Source organism: Rheinheimera aquimaris (genome assembly GCF_020531985.1).
Lineage (GTDB): Bacteria > Pseudomonadota > Gammaproteobacteria > Enterobacterales > Alteromonadaceae > Alishewanella > Alishewanella aquimaris.
In genome coordinates this window covers 78,918-103,420 of sequence record NZ_JAJAVQ010000007.1, presented here as the reverse complement: position 1 = coordinate 103,420, position 24,503 = coordinate 78,918, and the positions used below count along the sequence as shown (strand labels likewise).

Genomic DNA, 24,503 nt, shown 5'->3' with positions numbered 1-24,503 from the left:
TTTGTGCTTGCTATACAGATCAGAAACTACACTTATTCGCACCGGCATTTGCCAGTACATGGGCTTTTACCTCTGCGGTTGGTAGCAGGCTGAAACTGTAAGGTAAATTTAACACCGCCGTTGGCTGTACATTCGGCCCGGCGATAACACCATCGCTGGGGTAGTCCTGCCAGGTGATGTTGCTGAAGCTATTGCCACGGGTATCCCAGTAGCCAATAGCGCTGGAGTAAAACGACACTATTGGATTTTTTGCATTTTCAAACACGTTATTTTCAATGCGGATAACAGCACCCATACGGCTGTTGATGCCGGTATCCTGAATCTCGTTGTAGTAATTGTTGTAAATATGCCCCTGACCGAACCGGAACAGCGGCAAGCGCGAATTTACCCTGTACCAGTGGTTATGGTGAAAGGTAATACGGCGATCATAGTTGTCAGAATCGCTGTTACCCCACAGTGATGTTTTCCAACTGTCGTGCAGATAGTTATAAGAGACCGTGACGTTATCAATATCCTTCTTACCGCTTATCAGTTCGTCGTAGTAATCTTTGCCAACATTGAGGCTGTTATAGACCTCATTATGATCAATCCAGATATTGCTGGCAGGGCCTTCAATGGTAATGGCGTCTTTGTCACCGGTATTAACATAGCGCAATGTCAGATTACGGATGATCACATTGTTAGCGCGGAAAATTTTAATACCGATACCGTCAAACAAAGCATTACCGCCGACACCAATAATGCTGACGTTATCCATGTCTTTGATATCAAACTTACTGACTCCACCTGAGTTAGCTGGTGTAATAGTACCGTTTACCCGGATGGTCAACGGCCGGTTTAAATCGCGGTTCTGCAATGCTGACACCAGCTGGGCGCCCGTCGTTACTGTGACGGTAACGGCATTGTTGCCAGCACCGCCTGTGGTACCGCCGTTTAATGAAGCGTAACCTTGTGGTGATGCGGCACATGACGTTACGGGCCCCGGTTCAACGGGGTCGACCGGGTCGGTTGGATCCGGAGGAGTATTGCCTCCGTCCTGGTAAACTTCAAATTCAGCAATTCTGGCGGCGCTGCTGGCGCTGACGATATTCAGATTAAGTTTGCTGGTGTTTACTGTGGCAAAATCGATGGTTTTAACGCTGCCCAGGGCATTGCCGCTGGCCAGTACTGCACCATTGTCATTATTAACCAGCTGCCAGCTGTTCACGGCATTTCCCAGTTCCCTAACCACCACCCGGCTGGCATTTACCGGGCTGCTCCATTTTACTGACACACGTTGGCCATTATTGGCTGGCGCCTGCCAGTAACTTTGCATGTCGGCATCTCTAACATTGCCATAGCTTGTGCCGCTGGCTTTGCCTGAACCATCAGCGCCGGCGCCGGGCCCGGTAATAGCCAGATTATCAGCCTGTGCCTGAATGCTAAACGCTATTGCGGCAGCGAGCACTGAGTAACATAAAGTATTGCGATATTGCATTTGCCTTATCCTCTGTTGATTTATTTGTTGTACTGGCCCGCTCATTGCGGGCAAGGGTAAGGCTGCTACATCGTCAGGCGACAGGCTATTCCATATCTGGAAGTGACAGCGGATATCAGGTTTTTCTGAGTTGACGTTTCTATCGTATTGAAAGTAATGCTTAAATTCATACGGATAAATGATATGTAATAAATTTATCAGCTGTCTTTGTGTGACGAAATCGCGGCGCAGAGCATTGATCTGTTATCTGGCTGGCTTACAATAGCGGCCGCATATCGTAGTAGGGCGACAGTTCTGAGGCCAGTATGAATAGTGACACCATTGTAACAGCAGTGCCTGTGCGGCAACGTTTACAGCAGTTTATTGAACACGGCACGGTGCAGCGTATGCTGCTGGCGTTAATCCTGCTTAATGCGTTTACGTTGGGCCTGGAAACATCAAACGCAGTAATGTCGCTGGCCGGAACAGCTATTCATCTGCTGGACAAAGCCATTCTGGCCATTTTTGTGCTGGAAATACTGGTACGGCTTTATGTGCACCGGCTGGCTTTTTTCAAAGATGCCTGGAGCGTATTTGATTTTGTGGTGGTGGGTATAGCTTTGCTGCCAGCCAGTGGACCATTCTCGGTATTGCGGGCACTCAGGGTACTGCGTGTGCTGCGGGTGCTTACTTTTGTTCCTTCGATGAAGAAAATTGTCGGTGCACTGATGCAATCGCTAAACGGCATGCTATCGATAGCCATGGTGCTGGGTCTGGTGTATTACGTGGCAGCCGTCATGGTGACTAAGTTGTTTGGCGCGGCTTTCCCTGAATGGTTTGGCAGTTTGGGGGCGTCGCTGTATACATTATTCCAGATCATGACGCTGGAAAGTTGGTCAATGGGCATAGCCCGCCCGGTCATGGAGCAGTTCCCCTACGCCTGGCTGTTTTTCGTACCTTTTATTCTGATCGCTACTTTCACCATGCTGAATTTATTTATTGCAGTTATTGTGAATGCCGTACAGAGCATGCATGACGCCGAGCATAAAACTGAGCAGGATGCCGAAAAAGCCACACAGCTGCAGCTTTTGCAGCAAATGCAACAACTTAAACAGCAACTGTCAGAGGTGCAGCAGCAGCTGCGTGACAGAAGTAATTAACACTATATTTATATTCCAAAAAATTATAAAAAAAATAGGTGAATACGCGGTTGTTTTTGTTCAATTATTTTTATCCACACTGTTGTGGTCTATTTTTGCTCTTTTTGTCTAAAATTTATTCAGTATACTTGCCGCCCACCCCGAACCGGCCCTGCAGTCCGAGCTGGTTCGGGATGTCGTTTTTCATTAAAGATGGAGGCAGATCCTGTGATAAGAGGCTTGCTGCTGACTGCAGTACTTTTGTTAACAGCTTGCGGTGGTTCCGACACTGCCGCACCTACCAGTGTGACACCACCTCCGGCGTCTCCCGCTCCTGTTGAGCCGGCGCCTACGGAGCCGGTAGACCCTGTCCAACCGCCACCTGAAACACCGCCGCCCGCGCCGCAGCCACCGTTGCCTGAAGGCAGTATGTCAGCTCAGCAAGCCGCGCGGCTGCTGCAACAGGCCACTTTTGGCCCGACAATGGCAGATATCAATTACGCAACAGGTCTGACGGTGCGGCAGTGGTTAGATAAACAATTGGCGCTGCCAGCAACACTGCATATGCCGAATGTGCCTGACGTGATAGAAAAGAGCCACCCGTCGCATTACACGCGGGTCGAAGCCTGGCTGCAAATTGCACTGACCAAACCGGATCAGCTGCGTCAGCGCGTCGCCTTTGCGCTCAGTGAAATTCTGGTGACTTCTATGCATCATCCAAACCTCGATACAGAGCCGCTGGAGCTGGCCAATTACTACGATATCCTGGTGCGTAATGCTTTTGGCAATTACCGTGACATGCTTGAAGAAGTGGCAAAATCGCCGGTGATGGGGGTTTACCTTAGCCATATGAGCAATGAAAAACCTGACCCGGCACGCAATATCCGTTCTGATGAGAATTTTGCCCGTGAAGTGTTGCAATTATTCACTATTGGCCTGGTGCAGCTAAATGAAGATGGTACAGAAATACTGGACAAACAGGGTAACACCATTCCCAGTTATGACCAGAATACTATTGAAGCCTTTGCCCGCGTATTTACCGGCTGGAGCAGTCCGGGTGAATACTGGAACCGCAAAAAAAAGGACCTGCTCAATCCTATGCAGGCGTTTGAAGAGTATCACGACACAGCACCGAAAAAATTACTTAATAATGTGGTGTTACCCGCTAACCAGACTGCACAGCAAGACCTGACTGCAGCGCTGGATAACATCTTCCAGCATCAGAATGTAGCGCCGTTTATCAGCAAACAGTTAATTCAGCGGTTGGTGACGTCAAACCCGTCAACTGAATATGTCGCGCGGGTCAGCCGGGTGTTTAATGATAACGGCCAGGGTGTAAAAGGCGATCTGGCCGCCGTGGTGAGCGCGATTTTGCTGGATGATGAAGCCCGTTACAGCCGGCCTTATCAGCAGGCTAATTTTGGTAAATTACGTGAGCCACTGCTGAAAACGACGCACTTGTGGCGTGCACTGGGCGCAGATTCAAGCAGCGGCCGCATCCGTACAGTAACAGTTGAAGATACGCATGGTCAGGCACCGCAGCAAGCGCCATCAGTATTTAACTTTTTCCGGCCCGACTACTCACCAAGCGGTGACTTGCAGCAACGAGGGCTTAGCGCGCCTGAAGCGCAGTTACTGACGGATGATTTGCTGCTGGAAACACAAAACCTGTTTCATTCTGCAATTAACCTCAGTATCAAAGAACAGGTAACGGAGCCGGATGAAAGACATATGTTGCTGGCTTTTAGCGACCTGGCGCAGCTGCTTACAGCAGAGGGGACAGAGGCATTGTTGGATCGCTACAGTCTGTTATTTTTCGCCGGTGACATGCCAATGCAGTTGCGGGACTTGCTGCGGGAGTCAGAAGCGCAATTGCAGCAGCTTAGCGCTGTGCAGCGTGCGGCAGCCTTATTATACCTGGTATTTATTTCACCAGACTACGCAGTACAGTTATAGAGGAGAAGTAGTATGACTTTAAAGACCAGACGTCAGTTTCTCTCCCTGTGTTTACGCGGTTGCCTTGGTGCCGCATCGTTATCGGCGCTACAGATGCGGTTTATGCAGTCTGTGCTGGCAGCTGAGCAGCAGCCCTTTGCCGACTACAAAGCGCTGGTATGCGTGTTTCTGGTTGGCGGCAATGACTCGCTGAACATGCTGATCCCAATGGGCGGAGACAGTCTGCAGTTTTATCAGCAGGCCCGGCAGGATTTAGCTGTCGCAGATGCGTTGCCACTTAGACCCTTACGCGAGGTGGAAGATGGCATTGGCTTGCACCCGTCAATGTCTGCGCTGCTGCCTCTCTTTGAGCAGCGCAAGCTTGCTGTTGTGTCTGCTGTGGGATCACTGGTGCAGCCTACCACTAAGGCTGAGTATTTGTCGGGCAGTATTATCAAGCCGCAGCATTTGTTTTCGCACAATGACCAGCAGGATACCTGGATGCGGGGCCGTGAACCGCAGATCATCAGCCGTGGCTGGGGTGCGCAAATGCTGGAGCTGCTGTATCAGCAACCTGACTTCGCCAGTTGTATCAGCCTGGCGGGCAGCAATCTGTGGCAAAGCGGCGAGCTGATTAGCCCGTTTGGCCTGACGCATGGCGGCGTGCCTGAGCTGCAGGCTACGCGGCGCAGTGATGTCAGGTCAAACGTATTACGTCAGGCCACTCAGGCATTGCTGACAGGACAGACACACCCTTTAGGCTCGCACTATGCGCAGCTGAACAATAATGCTATTGAACGCAGTGCCATTATGCGTCAGGCGCTGAAGCTGGCGCCGGATTTCAGTGATGTATTCCCATCAGGCAATACACTCGCGGCGCAGCTGAGGAAAGTGGCGCAAATTATCAGCGCCCGGGATAGTCTGAATGTTGGCCGGCAAGTGTTTTTTGTCCGTATGGGTGGTTTTGATACCCATGGTGACCAGCAGCGCTTACACCCGATTTTACTCGGCCGGGTGGCTGAGGCTATGGCCGCGTTTCAGCAGGCGATGGATGACAGTGGCAACAGCAACAATGTGACCAGTTTTACCATGTCGGATTTTGGCCGTACCTTGAGCACCAATGGCGATGGTACCGATCACGGTTGGGCCGGGCATCAACTGGTGATGGGCGGGGCAGTCAAAGGCGGTGATATTTTCGGTGCTGTACCGCAGCAAAAACTGGGCGGTGAACGTGATGTCGGTGCCGGTCGGATTATTCCGGAATTTGCCAACGAGCAATATTTCGCTACGTTGGCGCAGTGGTTTGGTTTATCAGCAGCGCAATGCCTGCAGTTATTCCCTAACCTGAAAAACTTTAATCAGGCAAATCTGCAATTTGTCTGATTAACTTACTGCAACATGAAGTCTTCCAGCGACTGACCGGTCAGCTTACCTATCTGACGGAACATATAGATAATAGCGCCAAACAGCATCACCATACTGGGCAGCACTATGACCGGGTAACTTAACCAGGTCATTCTGCCCAGTTCTTCGGCATAAGCTGTAGTACCCGGTGGGCTGACCACAATGGCTTTGGCCAGTATATAGTTCAGCGCAGATGACAGGAAAAATGACGCTGCAACAATGTAGCCGGCGCGGGCCATTCGTTGCTCAAAGGCCGTGCTGTTATTCCTGTCTGCCAACACCTGGTACAGTTTATCGGTATCCAGTAATTCGGGGTTTATCAGCAGCTTTTTTACAAACGGAAAGGGCGTGTACTGGCTTACCAGTACTATGATACCTATCAGGCCGGGAATTAACGCCTCTTTGATGGCGATATAGGCCGGATCCAGCTGCAACAGGCTGATGCCGCCGGTCAGCAGTACACTGACAATACCCAATATTGAGAAAAAGTTTACCTTGCCTGATTGCAGCAGCTCCCACAGCCCAAACAACAGCGGGAACGCCAGCGCGACCACTACCGCCCATACCGGCCCCAGTGCGTCGGGGCCGCTGAAGCGGCTTAGAATAACAGCAGGAATAATAACATTTAACAGCAGGTTGCTGATAAAGCCTGATTTTTTGGGTTTGGCTGCTGTGCTTGCCTGCTGCTGTGTCATACTGTTTCTACCTCTGCATCGATGCTGGCAGTATATCAAACATATTGGCTATTGCGCTGCACTGTCAGGCGAGATGACCAAACAAGTCGGCTAGCGCATTACGGTTGCGCCGCGACATCGTCAGCACAGTACCACATTTGAGAATCACTTCGGCATCGCCTTTGTCTCCGGGCCTGAGCTCTACAATATCGCTTTTACGCACTATGCTTGAGCGGTGGATACGGGCAAACAGTGCCGGATCCAGTTTTTTCTCAATTGCCGCCATAGTATCGCGCAGCAAATAACTTTTACGCTGTGAATAAACATGGATATCAATATAGTTACCCGCGCTTTCAATCCAACTGATGTCATTAACTTCAACAATACGCAGCCGGCCCGGATCGCGAATGGTCAGCCGGTCAATATAGCTAGGGGTTTCTGCCGGTTTGCTTGAACCGCGGTTAAGTTTGTCGATAATTTTGCCGCAGGCTTTAAATAACGCCTGCTGAAACCGCTCTGCACTAAAAGGCTTTAACAGGTAATCCACCGCGCTAAGCTCAAAGGCTGCAACAGCATGTTCCGCATAAGCACTACAGAAAATCACAGCCGGCTTATTCGCCAGCTGCTTAAACACATTTAAGCCATCTAAACCCGGCATCTGAATGTCGAGAAAAATAATGTCTGGCTGATGCAGCTCTGCCAGGCGCAGCGCATCGGTGCCGTTATCGGCTTCAGCTGCAATTTCAAACTGATTTTGCTGATTAAGTAAATGTCTGATGCCAGCCCTGGCTAACGGTTCGTCGTCCACTATTAAACAACTTAGTTTCATATCCGACTCTAAAAACAATGCAGAGCAACTCTGACTTCATAGGATGCATTAAGGTTCCCGCGGCAGCCAAAGCCGTTTCGGGGCGCGCATTCTAACAAAGTCGGACGAAAGCCGTTAGCGTTTTGCCGACAGATAACAAATTAGTACAGTTTAAGCGCTAATAGCGCAAATCCCCCGCTTTGTCACAGTAAAGGTCTATCTGGCGTATTTGGACTGGATTTGGCAACAGAACAGCAGTAGCGTCAGCGCCGGAAAAACCACCACTATAACAACGGCGGCCGTAAACAAAGGCTTCCAGGGGGAATAACATGCAAAACTCTTTCGTAAGCAAAGCGGTACGCTTTGCACTGCTGGCGGCACCTGTTTCTGTCGCTGGTTTCAGTTCTGTAGCAATGGCGCAGGAAGAAGCCGCTAAAGTGGAGCGCATTGAAGTAACTGGCTCACGCATTCAACGCCAGGATATGGAAACGGCTTCTCCGGTCACGGTGATCGATGCTGCTGCCATCCGTGTTGAAGGCTTCACGTCAGTTGACCAGCTGCTGCAAGCGCAAACTTCTATGGCTGGCGCAGCGGTAGGTTCAACGACAAACAACGGCGCTGACGGTGTGGCGCAGGTTGATTTGCGTGGTATGGGCGCTCAGCGCACTCTGGTGTTATTAAATGGTCGTCGTATGGTGAACTCAGGTTCAGGTGCTGACAGCGCGGTAGACTTAAATGCTATCCCTGTAGCGATGATTGCCCGGGTAGAAATTCTGAAAGACGGCGCATCTGCGGTATACGGTTCAGACGCTATTGCCGGTGTAGTGAACATCATCACCAAGAAAGACTTCGAAGGTGTGCAACTGGACTTAAATGGCAGCAGCACTGATAAAGGTGACGGTGAAACCGGTGAATTAAGTGCGCTGTATGGTTTTAGCACTGACCGCGGCAACTACACGTTTGGTGCATCATTTTCTAAGCGTGAAGGTGTAATTCAGGCTGACCGTGACTGGACAGAGCCAGGCAGCAGCTCGTTTATCCCTACCGGCTCTTTAGGTGGCAAAGTACAAAATGCTCAAGGTGAATGGGTTGACCGTTCTACCGGTTACGATTTCACCAAAGACAGCTGGTATCAAACGCCAAGTAAGCGTTACAGCCTGTTCGCTAATGCTACTCAGGAATTTGCTGACGAGCTGATTTTCACCGCCGATGTACTTTATACCAAGCGTAAATCAGACCAGCAGCTGGCTGCACAGCCTGGCGACATTATGCTGGACGTTTGCGGCGCGCCGGGTGCTGATCTGGTGAACTGTATTACCTTAACACCAGGTATGATTGCAGGTGGCATTGAAGCTGATGACACCGGTCGTGTGAACTACCGCCGCCGTACTACCGATGTCGGCCCGCGTATTTATGCACAAGATACTGATACGTTGCGTTTATCTGCTGGTTTAGCCGGCACGTTGGACGTACACACCGGCATGAGCTGGGATCTGTCTTACACTTTCGGTAAGAATGAAGCCGATACTTCAGTGGCAAACTCTATCAATGCCGTGAAGATGGAAAATTCTGTTTATGCTAATCAGGCAGCCTGGTTCAGCGGTGCGCCACTGACACAAGCGATCATTGACGATGTTGGCTACTTTGAACAAGCCACTGGCGGTAACAAGCAGCATATCGTTGCCGGTGTATTAAGTGGCGACCTGTTTGATTTAGAAGCCGGTGCAGTTGGCTTTGCTATTGGTGCAGAATACCGCCGTGACAGTGGTTACTATAACCCGGATCCGGTAATTGTTGCCGGCGAAGGCACTGCAGCGCAGCAAGATCCAACCAATGGTAGCTATGATGTTGTGTCGTTCTATCAGGAAGTCAGTGTACCGTTCAGTGAAAAACTGACCGGTGAATTTGCCCTGCGTTTTGATGACTACTCAACCTTCGGTAAAGCCAGCACCTGGAAAATTGGTTTAACCTACGAAGCAACTGACGAGCTGATGTTACGGGCTGTAGCCGCAACGGGTTTCCGTGCGCCAAACGTTAGTGAATTATACGGTGGTAACACAGGTTCTTACGATTACCTGGACGACCCATGGGGCAACGAGCAAGACCCGCAAATTCTGGTGAATTACACGTCAGATTCAAATATTCAACCGGAAGAGTCAGAGTCTTTCACTGCTGGTTTTGTATTGTCTCCATCACAGATCGAAGGTCTGTCGATGACGGTTGATTACTGGCGTTTCAAAGTATCTAACGCTATTACACGTTTAGATGCGCAGGCTGGTTTAAATAACTGTTTCGCCGGTGATGTTACATCTTGTGAAACCTTCAGCATTACATTAGACGGTGACTTGTCAAACTTCACTAACCCGCTGACTAACGTGGGTAATCAGGATACCAGTGGTATCGACGGTAACATCAGCTACCGCTTTGACGGCCTGGGTTTAACCTGGAAAATCAACAACGATATCACCTGGTTACTGAAGTTCAAACAGGACGGTATCGAGTACACCAACACTATCGATGGTAACTTTGGCGGCTATGCTGAACTGCGTAATAACTTCAGTATTCAGGCGGGTATGGACGACTGGAATGTAACCTATTTCAACCGTTACATCGGCGAAAGTGAATACCTGGCTGACGGTTCTAAAATTGACTCAGTGCTGTATCACAACATCTCTGCCAGCTACTTCATTACCGACGGTTTAAGCGTATCGCTGGGCGTGAAAAACCTGACAGACGAAGAGCCATCACGCGTTGCGAACGGCAGCGATGGCGGCACTGTACCGGAAGTGTTTGACACTATCGGTCGCCAGTTCTTCGGTGGTATCAGCTACAAGTTCTAATCTGTTTGTCGAACGTTGACAAAACCCGCCTTGATGGCGGGTTTTTTTGCCGCCCCTGTCAGCCTGACAAAATGCCTGCGGTGTACTACACCTAATAGATACCAGTAGTTAAACACGGATGTAGCACCAGTGAAGCGGGGAGATTCTGCAGCGTCTGAGCTGAGTAATATTGACTTCGCCCGGTTAATCGATTCTGCCGGCATAGGCGTTATTGTGCATAACTGGGATACCGCAGTAGTGTATGCCAACCCTACCGCACTGCAAATGCTGAACCTGACCTATGACCAACTGATTGGTTCTACTGCGATGGACCCGCGTTGGCACTTATTAGATGAGCATCACCGCAAACTGCATATTTCAGAATTTCCGGTCAACAAAGTTAAACAAAGTGGTGAGTCTTTGTATGGCTATATTGTGGGTGCTATCGACTTTGATCATGAAGAGACGCACTGGTTTAAAGTGAATGCTGTTATTGAAAAAGCCGATGATTCTGAGCTGGCATTTATCGTTGTAACACTGTTTAAGCTGGAGGATGCAGTTGCTCTGTTCTCTTTTGAGCAAATTGTCAAAAACGCTGAAGATATTGTCATTGTGACCGAGGCGGATCAGCTGAGCGAACCTTACGGCCCGAAAATTGTGTACGTGAATAAAGCCTTTGAGCGCCTTACCGGCTACAGCGCACAGGAAGTCATGGGTGAGACGCCGCGTATTCTGCAGGGAAAATTTACTGATCAGGCAACCAAAGAGCGGATCAAGGCGGCATTGATGCAACAGCAACCGGTGCGGGAAATTCTGTTGAACTATTCAAAAGCCGGTAAACCCTATTTTCTTGATATGAATATTATTCCGCTGAAAAACCGTGATGGTGTTGTAACACATTTTGCCGCCATCGAACGCGATGTTACCGAGCAAACCTTTTATGCCGAGCAGCTGGAAAAACGCAACCGGGATTTAAAGCAACTGAAAGAAAACCTGCAGGATGTGGTGCGCCAGCGTACGCTGGAGCTCAAAACGGCTAATACCAAATTACAGCGGCTGGCATACTTCGACGCCCTGACCGATATTCCCAACCGGCGTTACTTTATGGAAATGAGTCACTCTTTACTGAGTATGGTGCGCCGCAACGGCAAGTGTCTGGCGGTAGCGATGCTGGATGTTGATGACTTTAAACAGATAAATGATCAGCACGGCCATGCGGTGGGTGATCAGGCCTTAAATGTGCTGGCCAGTTGTATGAAGGGCTTTTTCCGGGCCGAGGATATTATCGGCCGGATCGGCGGTGAAGAGTTTGGCCTGACCATGTTATTTGATAAGGCCCGGGATGTAGAGCATACGCTGCAGCGTTTTCAGCAAAAACTGGCGACTATGCTACAAGAGCCGATGACATTAAACGGGGAGGCGCTGATCTGCCTGCAATTTACCGTCAGCATCGGTGTATGTATTGCTGAGGCTGAGCAGGAACTGGCGCTGGAGCAGTTGCTAAAGTGTGCCGATAAAGCCTTGTATCAGGTAAAGCACAACGGCAAAAATGCCGTTGTTGCTGTTTCTGCTCAGGTTGACGGTAAAGCGGGTTAGCGCTGTGCCGGGTAGCTGGCTACCCCTTCCGGCCGGATGCCTTTACCCAGGCGGATCTGCAACACCACTTCAACCCGTGATGAAGACATAGTCGTGCCAGCATGGCTTTCTGGTTGCATTACCGTGCGGCTGCGACAGCTCAGTAAACCACAATCCGTCACCTGGGTCTGGCTGTAACTGCCTGCAATGGTTGTCGATGGGGTTTCCCGCTCAGTGAGAGTTTCTGTGTCTGTTACCACGAACCAGTCATAACCGCGCTCGGCAGTTAGCTCCGCCGCGCGGCGCATCGCAAAATCCCGGGCAGCCTCGCTATCATTGCCTCTGGCAGCGAAGCTGACTTTGTACCGGGTATCGTTTAACTGCTGCTCCTGATAACCAAAACCACTGCCACTGGCGGCCTGGTATGGATCCTGGCTGACGCAGGCGCCCAATAACAGCAGCGTTGTCAAAAGTAATAAGGTGCTAAGGTGTCGCAAGGTAACCTCCGCTTATTGTTGCGAACTTGGTGTAAGGTATTGCTGTTCAGCTGTCGGTGACAGCGGCGCTGATGTCATTAGCTGGTCCAGTTTGTCATCCAGTACCCGGCCGCCACTGGCTGTCTGATAGCCGCTGCTATCGGTAACGGTTGGGCCCGTATCAGCACTGGCCTCAAGCTGCCACTGGTTCTGGCTGCGACAGGCAATATGCTCACTGCCGGCACCATTTTGCTGCAGGCCATACTGGCGGCAAAACTGACCATTTTTACTGATAAAGCTCAAGCGCGGTGTTACGGTGGCATCGGCGACGACATAGTCTTTACCGCTGGGTTGTCGCTGTAATACGTCGCTGACTCGTTGCCAGGCATCGGTGCCCGCCTGCAAGCTGTCTGTCGCCTGGCGGTTGGTCAGGCTGAATACGGTGATCAGCGACATCAGAGCCACAGCCGCGGCCTGCAATTGCCACTGACGGGCGGCCTGTTTTATCCGGCGAAATGGCACCACGTTATCGGTGCTGCTATGTTGCTGAGCCAGTGCCTGCAGTTCTGCCGGCAGCGGCTGGTTATCAATTTGCCGGTAGCACTGTTCAACCAACGTATCAACCATCGCCAGCTCGGCCAGCCGGTTAACCAGGGTGTCATCTTCTGTCAGCGCCTGACGAATCAGCTCCATATCAGGCTCTGGCAGTGCGGCATCGAGAAACGCCGATAACTGGATGTCGCTAAACGTTAAGTGTTGCTGTGCACTCATGCCAGTACTCCTGAATATTTCAAAGCGTCAACCATTGCCACCCGCGCCCGGGCCAACCGGCTCATGATAGTGCCCTGGGGTATTGCCAAGACGCCGGCGGCCTCACTGTAACTCATACCCTGCACGGCAACCAGCGATAGCACCTCGCGCTGCTCGCCAGGCAGGTTATTCATCGCCTGGTTTACTTCTGTCAGCGTGATCTCATTAATTGCCACCTGCTCACCGTCTTCACCGGATAATTCAGCGGCTTCGTCCAGCGCAGTATGTTGCCGCACTTTTTTGGCGCGGTAATCGTCTATCCACAGATTACGGCACACCCGGAATGACCATTGCAGTAGCGGTACATCAGCTGCCGGCGGCGAGTCGAGCAATTTTACTACCGTGCTCTGCAGCAAATCATCGGCATCTGCCATATTGCCGGTCAGCGAATAGGCAAAGCGGCGCAATGCCGGTAAAAGTAATGTCAGTTCTGTCGTCATGGTTCAGTTATACTCCTGTTTAACCTGATAACGGCTGAGCCGCGAAATTTATTCCAGCTGATGGAATTTTTTTTTCGCATGGTCGTTGTACTGCATAACAGTAACTGACGATTTCGCAGGTAGGTAGATGAGAGCACTAACCTTTTTATGTCTGACATTGGTTTTTGGCAAGTTATCGGCCCAGGTTATTCCTGAACCGGTAAAACCGATCCTGCCACCCGCGGTGCAAACCTTGCCTGAGCTTCGGCCATTGCCCAAACTTACTGAACCATTACCGGCAGTCGTGCAGCAAACTACCGGCCAACTGGCAGAGCTGAGTAATGCCTTACCGCCGCTACTTGCTATTACTACTGCCGACGGGCAGCTGCTCTGGCGTGAAGTGGAAGTAGAACAAGGCTACCGCGCTATTGAACGCGAATGGCTGTTGTTGCTTGAGCCGGCACAGTGGCAAAGCTGGCAGCAGCGCTGGCCCCAGTTAACGCTGTGGCTTATGTCGACCGAAACGCTGGATGCTATCGGTCTGACAATGTACCGTTTGCGCGTCCCCCCGCAAGCCGATTCCGTGGCTGAACTTAGCACGCTGTTTGATGCTACGCTTGCCAGTTCGGCCGGGCGTAACCACCTGTATCAGCCACAAGCCGCCAAAAGCACTACCGCTGCGACCACGGTATCATTGCCTCTGCCGGCGATGTGTGAAGAGCCTGTTCGTTTGGGCATGGTGGATACCGCCATTGCTGAGCAGCACCCGGCGTTTATTACATCTGCTGCTGGCCGGTTACAGATCACGCAACAGCGATTTTTGCCGGAGGGGATCGGCCTTAGTGTGGTACACGGCACGGCGGTGGCGGGGGTACTTGCTGCCCGGCAGGACGGCCTGCAACCGTTATTACCTGAGCTGACGTTGTATAATGCGGCCGCCTTTTATCCCAGTAGCCCGTACCTGCAGTCTGCCACGCTGGCGCATATTATACAGGCACTGAACTGGCTGGCGCTTCAAAAGGTCGATGTGATTAATATGAGCCTGACCGGGCCGGATAACCCGGTGCTGGCTGCGGTAATTGCCCGTTTGACTGAACAGCAGCACCTGCTGGTTGCGGCAGCAGGAAATGAAGGGCCGGCGGGCGCTGCGCGGTATCCGGCGGCTTATCCGCAGGTGATAGCGGCAACGGCCGTGGACAGCGACTCGCAGCTTTACCGCTGGGCCAATCAGGCTGAATATGTTGATTTTGCCGCGTTGGGCGTAAATGTGGCGACCTTGCATCCCGATGGTACCCTGGTAACACAAAGTGGCACTTCACTGGCTACACCTGTGGTGAGTGCGGCAGTAGCCTGCCTCAGAGCCCGTCAGCCAGGCCTCAGCAAAGATCAGATCATCGCACTTTTAAGCCAGCAGGCCCGCGACGCCGGACAACCGGGGCGGGATCTGCAGTTTGGCATCGGGGTACTGTGGCCGCCGTTAAAAGCTCAGCGCCAATAGCACTGAAGCACGGGAGTCTCGGTAGTCTGCTGTCTGCAGTGTGGAGTCAAAGTCGCCATGCTCCAGCTTGGTGTGCAACGCAAAATGGTCGTTAAAATGCCACTGCCAGACGGCTTCCAGTTGCAGCTGATTGTCCTGACGCTCAGTGTCAGTGTTAACCGGCAGCGCGCTGCTGCTGTGTTCGTAGTCGCGGCGGTTGTAGCGTAACGCCAGCTGAAACTGTTGTTTGTCATGCCAGAATTGGTATTGTCCTGACCATTTTAAGCGGATCCCGGCTGCCTTATAGCGGTACTGTACATCATCACTGCGCTCTTGCTCGGCCAATAGCCCCGCTGAAATAAAGCGCCCGCTGCCATCATAAAACCAGAAACTGTCTACGGCAGCGTTCAGCGAGGTGCTGTTGCGGGCGCTGAATTGTGTAAAGCGCTTTTCGCCAATGGTCAATGCAGGTCGCAGCACCAGCTGGCTTTGCAGCGTATGCATACTGTACAGGCTGGCCTGGCGCAAAGATAAGAAATCGGCATCGTCTAAACGGGCATTGGCATAGTAAAGGTTTACACCCGCGGTATGAGCACCAAAGCGGTAACTGCTGTCGGCATATAACAAATGTAGCTGGCTGCTGTAGCTATCGGCCTGACGATAGGCAGTATCACTAAAAGAATAACCGCCCTCAAGCTGCCATTGGCTGGTGGCGGCCCAGCGTGTTTTGACTTCTGCTTCCAGCACGCGGGCACTGTCACCACGGCCGCTGGCCTGCTCAAGCTGAGTATTGTTGACATTACTGTGATAGGCCGCTCCGGCGCGCACAGCACCGGACAACTCCGGTGTGCTGTTGTTGGCAGCATCTGTGGCTGGGGTAAGCAATAACATCGCTATTGCTGTCGGATAAAACTGTTGGCGAATAAATTTACACATCGCAGAACTCCTGTTAAACCGCGCGCCGGAATCTCCGGCGCGCACTTCAATCACAAACCGCCTGACAGCACCAGTGTTTGCCGCACTGTGTCACTTACGCTGGCACTGACCGTGTCATTCACCGTCTGGCTCAGCTGTGCTGACACCGTCTGCTGTACGGTCTGACTGGCGGCGGCATTAAGCTGCTGCTGCACCAGCTGGCCTGATACGGCGTTCAAAGAAGCGGATAACTCGTTGCTGGCAGCCCGACTGGTTTGCAGCGCTGTAGTCAGTGACGCATTGCCAAGCTGTTGCAGCGAGACGGTTGTACTACCGGCCACTTCGCTGGCTGAAGTCACTGCACCCGATAGCATGGCATTGGCAGGTGACGCCGTGCCCGTTACAGTGGTGGTTGCAGAGGTTGCGCTGGCAGTTGCGGTGTCAGCGCCGGCCATAGCTTCGCTGTCATTGCTTGCTGCTGTGGTCGTTCCGGCATCTGTTGCCGTATCAGAGCCAGAGGCTGATTGTGGTGCTTGCAGCGTTACTGCCGCTGAGGCTGAGCTCTGGCTGCTGGCGCTGGCTTCAGTTTGCGCTGTACCCGGCTTTAGCGTTACAGCATAAGCACTACTATTCTCTGCGGAGGCATTAACATCTGCCGCCTGAGCATAGTGTGGAATGAAGCTACCTAACATAATGATTGCAGGGGTAATAATGGTTTTCATGCTGATTTCCTCGTATTGTCATCATTGACATACAGCTAACGGCGCAGCAGATCGCTTTATTCCCGGCAAGATGAAATTTTTTCTGGTAATTTGGTTTTACCAATTTCGTTGCCCGTTTTGTAATCAATCAATGTTGAGTACTAACAGATAACGCGCTAGGGTGGTGCAAAATCCAGTAAACGAGGCAACGGAAATGGATCATTACGCAGCATTAAAGTCGAATGTTGGCTTATTGGGTACTAAGTTGGGCGACACTATCCGCAGTCAGTTAGGGGATGCAGTGCTGGAGCGGGTAGAGCAAATCCGGCTGTTGTCCAAAGCAGCACGTCAGGGTGAAGAGTTGCAGGCTGACAAACTAAAGCAGGTACTGCATAGTCTTAGTGACGATGAACTGTTACCGGTAGCGCGGGCTTTTGCCCAGTTTCTTAATTTGGCTAACCTGGCCGAGCAGCACCACACTATCAGCCGTATTGGCCATGCCAGCATTGAAAAGCCCGAGCCGCTACAAGAGCTGTTCAGTTTGCTTGAAGACAAAAAACTCGACAATGCCAAAGTGGATCAGGCCGTGGCAAGTTTATCCATTGAGTTGGTGCTGACGGCACACCCGACAGAAGTGTCCCGCCGTACTTTGATCCATAAACTGACCGAAATCGCAGCCTGCTTAACTGAACTGGAATATGAACTTAGCCCCGCCCGACAAGAGGCAGTTGAGCTGCGCTTAAGTGAACTGATTGCCCAGGCCTGGTACACGAATGAAATTCGTGAGCAGCGGCCGACGCCGGTAGATGAGGCGAAGTCAGGTTTTGCAGTAATTGAAAGCTCGTTGTGGCAGGCGGTGCCAGACTTCCTGCGTGAACTGGACGCCAAACTGCTAAATGCGACTGGTAAAGGCCTGGCGCTGGATGCTGCACCGGTGAAGTTTGCGTCCTGGATGGGGGGAGATCGCGATGGTAACCCTTTTGTTACATCGAAAGTGACCCGCCAGGTATTGTTGCTGAGTCGCTGGAAAGCGGCTGATCTGTTTTCGCAGGATTTGGATTTACTCAGCAGCGAATTATCAATGTTTCAGGCCAGCCTGGCATTACGTGACATTGCAGGCGACAGCAGTGAGCCGTACCGGCAGGTACTGAACACGTTGCGCAGCGGCTTGTTGCGCACCCGCGACTGGCTGACTGAAGCATTAAAGCATGACCGGTTGCAGCGGCCACAGGACCTGATTTGGCATAACGCCCAGTTACTGGAACCTTTGCTGCTGTGCTATCAGTCGCTGCTCGATTGTGGTATGGCGGTTATTGCCAATGGTAAGCTGCTTGATACGTTACGCCGGGCCTATGCTTTTGGTTTAACTCTACTAAAACTGGATATTCGTCAGGATGCCGGCCGGCATGCGCAGGTATTCAGCGAGCTGACACAGCATCTTGGCCTTGGAGACTATGGTGCTTGGGATGAAAGCGCCCGTCAGGCATTTCTGCTAGCCGAGTTGGCAAACCGCCGGCCGTTATTTCCCAAAAGCTGGCAACCATCAGCCGATGTACAGGAGGTTCTGGATACCTGTGACATCGTTGCCCGCCATGGTAACGAAGCGCTGAGTACCTATGTGATCTCTATGGCGGGTAAACCGTCTGATGTGCTGGCGGTACAGCTGCTGTTAAAAGAAGCGGGCATCAGCTTCCCGATGCCGGTTGCGCCGCTGTTTGAAACCTTGAGTGATTTACAAAACGCACCTGACTGCATGCGCCGGCTGCTTAGCATTGACTGGTATCGCGGCTATATTAATGGCAAACAGGAGGTGATGATTGGTTACTCTGACTCGGCCAAAGATGCTGGTGTGTTCGCTGCTGCCTGGGCGCAATACAGTGCGCAGGAAGCGTTGGTGGCGATTTGTCAGCAGGCTAAAGTACAACTGACACTGTTTCATGGCCGCGGCGGCACTATTGGCCGTGGCGGTGGCCCGGCTCATGCGGCTATCTTATCCCAGCCACCAGGCTCACTGGCCGGCGGCCTGCGCGTAACTGAGCAAGGCGAGATGATCCGCTTTAAGTTTGGTTTACCGAAACTAGCTGAGCGCAGCCTGGCACTGTACGCCAGCGCAGTACTTGAGGGCATGTTGCTGCCGCCACCGGTGCCAAAACAAAGCTGGCGTAACCTGATGCAGCAGCTGGCAGACGACTCCTGCGAGGCTTACCGGGCGATTGTCCGGCACAATAAAGACTTCGTGCCTTACTTCCGCGCTGCTACACCGGAACAGGAACTGGGGCAGTTACCATTAGGCAGCCGGCCAGCGAAACGCAACCCCAGTGGGGGGGTAGAAAGCCTGCGCGCTATTCCATGGATCTTCGCCTGGTCGCAAAACCGCTTAATGCTGCCAGCCTGGCTTGGCGCCGGTTCAGCACTGGCTAAAGCTGCGAAAGCCGATAACGCTAAGCTGCTCGAAGAAATGCAGCAACAATGGCCGTTCTTCGCAACCCGCATGTCGATGCTGGAAATGGTGTTTCTCAAAGCAGACAGCGATATTGCCGCCTATTACGATAAGGTGCTGGTGCCGGACGAGCTGAAACATCTGGGCGAGAGCCTGCGCAACCAGCTGGCTGCTGACCGTGACTTGCTGTTAGAGCTTATTCACAGCGACACATTAATGGCAAAAGAGAGCTGGATCCGTGAATCCATTATGCTGCGTAACACTTATGTTGACCCCTTGCATATTCTGCAAGCCGAGTTGCTGCACCGCGTGCGGCATCAGCCGGAGCGGGTCAACCCGATGATTAGCCGGGCACTGATGGTGACCATTGCCGGTATTGCCGCCGGTATGCGAAATTCCGGTTAGGTCATCTCGTTTATTAACGGCATAACCAGCATAATGTAAGCCGGAATTCAGGCGAGGGATTGGGTTACTCTAAGCCGACCGTTGACGGCATGGATGCCGGAATCGAGCCTACAGGGATGTATTTACGGCGTGTCGGTGTGAGTACCCCAATCCTGATGACGCAGGATAAGCGGATATTATGCTCACTTATGTATTACTGGCGCTGGTATCGGCAGTGGCGATGGCCAGCAGTGGCATTATTGCCCGCTTTAGCGGGTTGTCGGCTGCCGAGCTGACCTTCTATCGGCTGGCGGTCGGCGCTTTATGTCTGCTGGTGTTTGTTGCCTGTACCGGCCGTATCAAAACGTTGAAAGGTAAACCCGATTGGCGTATGGCGGTAAACGGTGTGCTGCTGGTTGGCTTTATGCTGACGTTCTTGAGCGCCATTGAATATATCAGCCTGGCGAATGCCATCATGCTGGTTTATCTGGCGCCGCCATTGTCTGCCTTTGTTGCACACTGGCTGTTGGATGAACGGCTGGACTTACCTGACAGCAGCCTGATTGCGTTGTCATTTTTCGGCTTTGCGATGCTACAGCAATTTAAATTCGATCTGGTGCTACATGCCGACCAATTTCCGGGTTTAGTGTTTGGCCTGATGTCCTTACTGGCTTACAGCGGCTTTTTACTGCTGAACAGGCGCTCGTTGCCGGCACACTCACAATTGCAGCGCACCTTTTATCAGTTGGTGATCGGTGCCTGCTGCATGCTGCCTGTTCTGGGAGCCATACCGGTGCCGGACCAGCAGACGCTTATCTGGGTAGCGCTGGCGGGGCTCTTCCCCGGCTTTATGGCTATTTACTGCGCCATAGTGGCACTGCAGCATCTGCCAACACGGGTATATGCTACGTTGGCCTATATGGAGCCGGTAACGGTAATTATTGCCGGTTGGTGGTTATTTCACGAAGCGCTAACGTTATTGCAGCTGGCCGGCGTGGTACTGATTATGCTCACCGGCCTGGCGCTGGCGGCACGGCATAAACCGGCCAGAGCCGTGCAGCAGCTGCTTGAGGGAAAAACACAGCCGCTAATCAAAACAGCAGATCCCGATATTTAGCTCTTACTATTGCTGTGCTTGGTTAGTAAATTCTCCTCATCTGAGGTTCGCAGCTCAGTCTGCAATTGCTGTTGCATAGTGTCGTCGGTGGTGACGTCCACGTCTTGCCGTGCCGCCTGCTGAGAAGACGTTGTAGCCTCAGTGGGCGCAGGTGGTTCGGCATTGTTCATATCTGCCATATGAATACGGTAGATAGGTTCTGGCATTTCAATACCGGCGTCGTCAAATGCCGATTTAACCAGGCGGATGGCTTCGCTGCGGGCTTTTAAAAAATCGGTATTGCGCTGATCTATCCAGCCAAAAAACTTCAACGCTACCGCACTGTCGCCTAACTCGTTAATCAGGCAACGTGGTGGAGGGTCGGCCAGAATACCGGGCATGTTGGTCAGCGTGGCAATACCCAGTTGACGTACCTGTACTAAGTCCAATGTAACTGATACCCCGACATCAAACTGAAACCGCCGCAACGGATTACGGGAAAAGTTGGTCATTGCCAGCGTAATAATATCGCTGTTAGGAATGCGCAGGTGATTGCCGTCGTACGTCATCAACACTGTATCACGCGAGGTTAAGCGTACAACGCTGCCGGTGAACTCACCCACCTGAATTTGATCGCCAATGGCAAAAGGGTTGCGCGTGCTGAGCAGCACGCCAGCCAGGTAGTTTTCGACAATATTACGAAACGCAAACCCCAGTGCAATACCGATCACACCAGCAACGCCCAGTGCCGCGCTAACCAAAGCAGTTGCATCCAATAGCTCCAGAGCAATCAATACACCTATACCCGTAACCAGTACCCGGATAAAACGCACACCAAGATTTGAGGCCAGCTCGGTAAGGCCGAACCGCCGCAGCCAGGTACTATGACGCGCCAACCAGCCGCCAAGCCAGGAAAAACACAGTACTGCCAGCAGTGCCAACACCAAAAGCGGTAGCATTTGCACGGCCTTGGTCAGCATCTGCTCAAACTTCTCTGCCGCAGGTGCTAATCTGGAGCGCACTGCCAGTTGTTCCTGCAGCATGTCCTGCACATACACCACGCCGTCTAACCGGCGGGCGATAGCGAGCGCTTCGTCTTTAAGTTGGGCATTGGCAACTTCACCACGCAGCGTTAATACTCCCGCCTCAGTGCTTGCAGTGATTTGTTCCATACCGGAAATAGCAGACGTGATGGCCAGCAGCCTGGCAGTTATGGCTTTGTCGCCTGTGGTGCCTTCGACTTTTATCGGCGTATCTTCTGGCACATTATCTTGTGCGGGAACCAGTTGGCCATAAGCAGGCAGGCATATCAGCAGGGCAACAATTAACAGCAGCTTCATTCAATCTCCGGCGTCACATCAATTAACGGCCAGTTAACTATAGCAGCCATGCAATTATCACTACACATCAGTTGTCTGCATTACCACCTGACGTCATTAATGAGTTGAAATATTGCCATAAAACAAAGCCGCCTTCTATCGGCGGCTTTGTTTTATACGACTAGCTGCGTGGCACAAAGTCCAGCACAGTGGCATTGATGCAGTAACGTGGTTTACCGTTTGGGCCGTCGTTAAACACATGGCCTAAATGAATACCGGATACTTTAGCGCGGATTTCAGTGCGGCGCATGCCGTAGCGGTTGTCGGGTTTTTCAATCACGGCGCCGTCAACCGGCTTGGTAAACGACAGCCAGCCCGTGCCCGAGTCAAAACGGTCGCGCGTGTCAAACAGTGCGGCGCCACTGAGTTTATCGACAAAGGTACCATCAGGTGTGTTTTTAAATATTTCGTACTGCTTGCAAAAACGGCCGTCGGTGCCTTCATCAAAGGCGACATTAAAGGCTTCGCTGTTGCCCAGCTTAAACTTACCCAGCAGCAGATAAAATTCGTCCGGGCTTAAATAGCCCTGACGGCCATACACTTCTTTGCCGTCCTGCAGCAGAATAATAGTTGGTGTGGCCCAGGTTGGGGTTTTCACTGTCAGGCCATCAAGATTACTGGCATAACGAAAATGCAGCGGTATATCGCCGCTGTATTTACTGGCAACATCGGCTTTGAATTTTTCGCAGTAGGGACAATAGTTTTCCGAATCAATCACTAAAATGTGCTGGCCGTTAAGCAGGACACTGTTGTCGGTAGCGGCGGTTTTCGTGGCGCTGTCACTGGCAAAGCGTACACCGGTGGAATGGTCTGGGCAATAGCCGTTAGGGTTTTTCGCAATATAGTCCTGATGGTAGTTCTCAGCCGGGAAGAACTGGCGCAAAGGTTTTATCACTGTGGTAATTTTACCAAAACCCGCCTTAGTCAGTAGCGGCTGATAAGCTGCCAGTACCTGCTGTGCGGTGTCATACTGCGCCTGACTATTCGTCAGGATAGTTGATCGGTACTGGGTGCCGATATCATTGCCCTGGCGGTTAAGCTGAGTCGGGTCGTGCATTTCAAAGTAGCGTTTCAGCAGCATATCAAGGCTGATTACGGCCGGGTTAAAACTGATTTTAACCACTTCGGCATGGTTATCCGGGTTATGTTTGTTGCGATACTGCGTAATGGCGCGGTAAGTTGGCTCCACACCATTACCGTCGGCATAACCTGAAACGGCATCTATCACACCCGGCATGGCTTCGAAGCGTTTTTCGACACCCCAGAAGCAGCCTGCGCCTACCACTATGCTGTCAAGATGTGAGGTAGCAGGCATGGTTTCTGCCTGCAGGGATAAAGTGCTGCCGGCAAGTAACAGCGATAAGTAAAATGTTTTTAACCAGGATCTTGTCATAACGGCCTCCGGTTGTCTGTGGTATGGGTATACTCTTATCAGACAGGCAAAAGGCCATTTTGCTTTCAGCGATGCTGCCTTATGTTCTAAGGATCATTGCTGGTGGGCAAATTCACTAACATGCTGCAGCGTTTTATCAATGTCAGCACTGCTGATATCTAAGTGACATACCCAGCGCACCCGCTTAATCGCACCGTTGGCATTTTGGTAGTTGCTGGCAGTGAGCGAAATACCGCGCTCGGCCAGATATGGCAGTAACTGAGCGGCCAGTTCAATTTCAATATCGGTGAACAGAATATTAGTCTGCACCGGCAGCGGTGTCAGTTTACCCTGTAGTGCGGGTAACTGCGCTGCCAATACCGTTAAACCGTCAGCCAGGCGCTGGCAATTGGCATGATCCTGTGCCAGCCGGTCGATATTGTTTTCCAGTGCATATAAGCCTGCGGCTGCCAGAATGCCGGTCTGGCGCATGCCGCCACCTAACATTTTGCGTACCCGCCGGGCCCGGGCAATAAACGCATCTGAGCCCAGCAACAAAGAGCCAACCGGGCAGCCAAGGCCTTTGGATAAACACAGGGATACCGAGTCATAGCCCTGACACAGCTCGCGTGCCATTTGCTGTGGCGTGGTATTGTGCCGTGGTGCCAGTGCAACAGCGGCATTCATCAGCCTGGCGCCATCAATATGGCAGGCCAGGCCTTGTTTTTTTGCCAGTTCAGACACTGAGCGCATATATTCAAGCGGCAGCACTTTACCGCCAACAGTGTTTTCAATAACGATAAGACGGGTGTGGGCAAAGTGTGGGTCATCCGGTTTAATGGCAGCTGCAATATCACTTAGCAGCAAAGTGCCGTCGCTTTGCGGCTCCAGCGGTTGCGGCTGGATAGACCCTAGCACGGCCATGCCGCCCGCTTCCCATTTATAGGTATGCCATTGCTGGCCGACTATCGCTTCATCACCACGCTGGCAGTGGCTCATCATCGCAATCAGGTTGGTCTGGGTGCCGCTTGGTGCAAACAAAGCCGCTTCAAAACCGAGTAAGTTCGCGGCATAACGCTGCAGTTGCAGTGTGGTCGGGTCGTCATTAAAGACGTCGTCTCCCAAAGGCGCATTAAACATTCGCTCTTTCATTGCCAGCGAGGGCTGGGTGACAGTATCGCTACGAAAATCGGCCATAAAAAATCCTTAACATCAAAACAGGCT

General features: G+C 51.9%; 19 protein-coding genes. 8 read left to right on the top strand and 11 right to left on the bottom strand.

Features of this window, described 5'->3' with window-relative positions; genetic code table 11:
- Positions 1-19: 19 nt before the first annotated feature.
- Complete coding sequence (locus LHL18_RS18780; protein ID WP_226768233.1) at positions 20-1,477, bottom strand: pectate lyase family protein; 1,458 nt, start codon at positions 1,475-1,477, stop codon at positions 20-22.
- Between the two features lie 305 nt (positions 1,478-1,782).
- Between LHL18_RS18780 and LHL18_RS18775 the strand changes: the two genes are divergently transcribed.
- The 3 genes from LHL18_RS18775 to LHL18_RS18765 all read left to right on the top strand — a co-directional run bounded on the left by LHL18_RS18775 (position 1,783) and on the right by LHL18_RS18765 (position 5,913).
- Positions 1,783-2,616 (top strand): ion transporter, encoded by an 834-nt coding sequence (locus LHL18_RS18775; protein ID WP_226768232.1) that lies wholly within the window; start codon positions 1,783-1,785, stop codon positions 2,614-2,616.
- 408 nt (positions 2,617-3,024) lie between these two features.
- Positions 3,025-4,551 (top strand): DUF1800 domain-containing protein, encoded by a 1,527-nt coding sequence (locus tag LHL18_RS18770; RefSeq protein WP_226768231.1) that lies wholly within the window; start codon positions 3,025-3,027, stop codon positions 4,549-4,551.
- Between the two features lie 12 nt (positions 4,552-4,563).
- On the top strand, positions 4,564-5,913 hold the full coding sequence (locus LHL18_RS18765; protein WP_226768230.1) for a DUF1501 domain-containing protein: 1,350 nt from the start codon (positions 4,564-4,566) through the stop codon (positions 5,911-5,913).
- Positions 5,914-5,918: 5 nt separating this feature from the next.
- Here the strand turns inward: LHL18_RS18765 and LHL18_RS18760 are convergent, their stop codons facing one another.
- Positions 5,919-6,629, bottom strand: a complete 711-nt coding sequence (locus LHL18_RS18760; RefSeq protein WP_134058858.1) for a VC0807 family protein — start codon at positions 6,627-6,629, stop codon at positions 5,919-5,921.
- A 64-nt stretch (positions 6,630-6,693) separates the two neighbouring features.
- The gene (locus LHL18_RS18755; protein ID WP_226768229.1) at positions 6,694-7,437 is read right to left on the bottom strand and encodes a LytR/AlgR family response regulator transcription factor; all 744 of its coding nucleotides are present in this window, start codon (positions 7,435-7,437) and stop codon (positions 6,694-6,696) included.
- Between the two features lie 308 nt (positions 7,438-7,745).
- Between LHL18_RS18755 and LHL18_RS18750 the strand changes: the two genes are divergently transcribed.
- Both LHL18_RS18750 and LHL18_RS18745 read left to right on the top strand, forming a co-directional pair.
- Entirely contained in the window at positions 7,746-10,256 is a 2,511-nt protein-coding gene (locus tag LHL18_RS18750) for a TonB-dependent receptor plug domain-containing protein (RefSeq protein WP_226768228.1), read from the top strand.
- 129 nt (positions 10,257-10,385) lie between these two features.
- Complete coding sequence (locus tag LHL18_RS18745; protein WP_226768227.1) at positions 10,386-11,831, top strand: diguanylate cyclase; 1,446 nt, start codon at positions 10,386-10,388, stop codon at positions 11,829-11,831.
- Here the strand turns inward: LHL18_RS18745 and LHL18_RS18740 are convergent.
- From LHL18_RS18740 to LHL18_RS18730, 3 genes are read right to left on the bottom strand one after another with little or no spacing between them, the layout of a single operon-like run.
- Positions 11,828-12,307, bottom strand: a complete 480-nt coding sequence (locus LHL18_RS18740) for a CC0125/CC1285 family lipoprotein (RefSeq protein WP_226768226.1) — start codon at positions 12,305-12,307, stop codon at positions 11,828-11,830. The genes LHL18_RS18745 and LHL18_RS18740 overlap by 4 nt on opposite strands.
- 12 nt (positions 12,308-12,319) lie before the next feature.
- Positions 12,320-13,057 (bottom strand): anti-sigma factor, encoded by a 738-nt coding sequence (locus tag LHL18_RS18735; RefSeq protein ID WP_226768225.1) that lies wholly within the window; start codon positions 13,055-13,057, stop codon positions 12,320-12,322.
- Positions 13,054-13,536 (bottom strand): RNA polymerase sigma factor, encoded by a 483-nt coding sequence (locus LHL18_RS18730; protein ID WP_226768224.1) that lies wholly within the window; start codon positions 13,534-13,536, stop codon positions 13,054-13,056. The genes LHL18_RS18735 and LHL18_RS18730 overlap by 4 nt, the downstream gene beginning before the upstream one ends.
- 127 nt (positions 13,537-13,663) lie before the next feature.
- Between LHL18_RS18730 and LHL18_RS18725 the strand changes: the two genes are divergently transcribed.
- Positions 13,664-15,013, top strand: coding sequence for a S8 family serine peptidase (locus tag LHL18_RS18725; RefSeq protein ID WP_226768223.1), 1,350 nt, complete (start codon positions 13,664-13,666; stop codon positions 15,011-15,013).
- Here LHL18_RS18725 and LHL18_RS18720 read toward each other — a convergent pair.
- Complete coding sequence (locus LHL18_RS18720; RefSeq protein WP_226768222.1) at positions 14,993-15,928, bottom strand: surface lipoprotein assembly modifier; 936 nt, start codon at positions 15,926-15,928, stop codon at positions 14,993-14,995. The genes LHL18_RS18725 and LHL18_RS18720 overlap by 21 nt on opposite strands.
- Positions 15,929-15,978: 50 nt before the next feature.
- Complete coding sequence (locus LHL18_RS18715; RefSeq protein ID WP_226768221.1) at positions 15,979-16,629, bottom strand: hypothetical protein; 651 nt, start codon at positions 16,627-16,629, stop codon at positions 15,979-15,981.
- A gap of 193 nt (positions 16,630-16,822) precedes the next feature.
- Here LHL18_RS18715 and ppc point away from each other — a divergent pair, with 193 nt between their 5' ends.
- Both ppc and LHL18_RS18705 read left to right on the top strand, forming a co-directional pair.
- Complete coding sequence (gene ppc, locus LHL18_RS18710; protein ID WP_226768220.1) at positions 16,823-19,453, top strand: phosphoenolpyruvate carboxylase; 2,631 nt, start codon at positions 16,823-16,825, stop codon at positions 19,451-19,453.
- A gap of 178 nt (positions 19,454-19,631) precedes the next feature.
- Positions 19,632-20,549 (top strand): DMT family transporter, encoded by a 918-nt coding sequence (locus LHL18_RS18705; RefSeq protein ID WP_226768219.1) that lies wholly within the window; start codon positions 19,632-19,634, stop codon positions 20,547-20,549.
- Here the strand turns inward: LHL18_RS18705 and LHL18_RS18700 are convergent.
- The 3 genes from LHL18_RS18700 to ltaE all read right to left on the bottom strand — a co-directional run bounded on the left by LHL18_RS18700 (position 20,546) and on the right by ltaE (position 24,476).
- Positions 20,546-21,868 (bottom strand): mechanosensitive ion channel family protein, encoded by a 1,323-nt coding sequence (locus LHL18_RS18700; protein ID WP_226768218.1) that lies wholly within the window; start codon positions 21,866-21,868, stop codon positions 20,546-20,548. The two genes, LHL18_RS18705 and LHL18_RS18700, sit on opposite strands and share 4 nt — an antisense overlap.
- Before the next feature lie 160 nt (positions 21,869-22,028).
- The gene (msrA, locus tag LHL18_RS18695) at positions 22,029-23,300 is read right to left on the bottom strand and encodes a peptide-methionine (S)-S-oxide reductase MsrA (protein WP_226768217.1); all 1,272 of its coding nucleotides are present in this window, start codon (positions 23,298-23,300) and stop codon (positions 22,029-22,031) included.
- Positions 23,301-23,393: 93 nt separating this feature from the next.
- Positions 23,394-24,476, bottom strand: a complete 1,083-nt coding sequence (gene ltaE, locus LHL18_RS18690) for a low-specificity L-threonine aldolase (RefSeq protein WP_226768216.1) — start codon at positions 24,474-24,476, stop codon at positions 23,394-23,396.
- Positions 24,477-24,503 lie beyond the last annotated feature (27 nt).

What these genes read in the sequence shown, in the direction of transcription:
- LHL18_RS18750 (WP_226768228.1), top strand. Translation starts at nt 7,746, where the DNA reads ATGCAAAACTCTTTCGTAAGCAAAGCGGTACGCTTTGCACTGCTGGCG.
- LHL18_RS18760 (WP_134058858.1), bottom strand. Translation starts at nt 6,629, where the DNA reads ATGACACAGCAGCAGGCAAGCACAGCAGCCAAACCCAAAAAATCAGGC.
- LHL18_RS18705 (WP_226768219.1), top strand. Translation starts at nt 19,632, where the DNA reads ATGCTCACTTATGTATTACTGGCGCTGGTATCGGCAGTGGCGATGGCC.
- LHL18_RS18775 (WP_226768232.1), top strand. Translation starts at nt 1,783, where the DNA reads ATGAATAGTGACACCATTGTAACAGCAGTGCCTGTGCGGCAACGTTTA.
- ppc (WP_226768220.1), top strand. Translation starts at nt 16,823, where the DNA reads ATGGATCATTACGCAGCATTAAAGTCGAATGTTGGCTTATTGGGTACT.
- LHL18_RS18730 (WP_226768224.1), bottom strand. Translation starts at nt 13,536, where the DNA reads ATGACGACAGAACTGACATTACTTTTACCGGCATTGCGCCGCTTTGCC.
- LHL18_RS18720 (WP_226768222.1), bottom strand. Translation starts at nt 15,928, where the DNA reads ATGTGTAAATTTATTCGCCAACAGTTTTATCCGACAGCAATAGCGATG.
- LHL18_RS18715 (WP_226768221.1), bottom strand. Translation starts at nt 16,629, where the DNA reads ATGAAAACCATTATTACCCCTGCAATCATTATGTTAGGTAGCTTCATT.
- LHL18_RS18765 (WP_226768230.1), top strand. Translation starts at nt 4,564, where the DNA reads ATGACTTTAAAGACCAGACGTCAGTTTCTCTCCCTGTGTTTACGCGGT.
- LHL18_RS18700 (WP_226768218.1), bottom strand. Translation starts at nt 21,868, where the DNA reads ATGAAGCTGCTGTTAATTGTTGCCCTGCTGATATGCCTGCCTGCTTAT.
- LHL18_RS18725 (WP_226768223.1), top strand. Translation starts at nt 13,664, where the DNA reads ATGAGAGCACTAACCTTTTTATGTCTGACATTGGTTTTTGGCAAGTTA.
- LHL18_RS18755 (WP_226768229.1), bottom strand. Translation starts at nt 7,437, where the DNA reads ATGAAACTAAGTTGTTTAATAGTGGACGACGAACCGTTAGCCAGGGCT.
- LHL18_RS18770 (WP_226768231.1), top strand. Translation starts at nt 3,025, where the DNA reads ATGTCAGCTCAGCAAGCCGCGCGGCTGCTGCAACAGGCCACTTTTGGC.
- msrA (WP_226768217.1), bottom strand. Translation starts at nt 23,300, where the DNA reads ATGACAAGATCCTGGTTAAAAACATTTTACTTATCGCTGTTACTTGCC.
- LHL18_RS18735 (WP_226768225.1), bottom strand. Translation starts at nt 13,057, where the DNA reads ATGAGTGCACAGCAACACTTAACGTTTAGCGACATCCAGTTATCGGCG.
- ltaE (WP_226768216.1), bottom strand. Translation starts at nt 24,476, where the DNA reads ATGGCCGATTTTCGTAGCGATACTGTCACCCAGCCCTCGCTGGCAATG.
- LHL18_RS18780 (WP_226768233.1), bottom strand. Translation starts at nt 1,477, where the DNA reads ATGCAATATCGCAATACTTTATGTTACTCAGTGCTCGCTGCCGCAATA.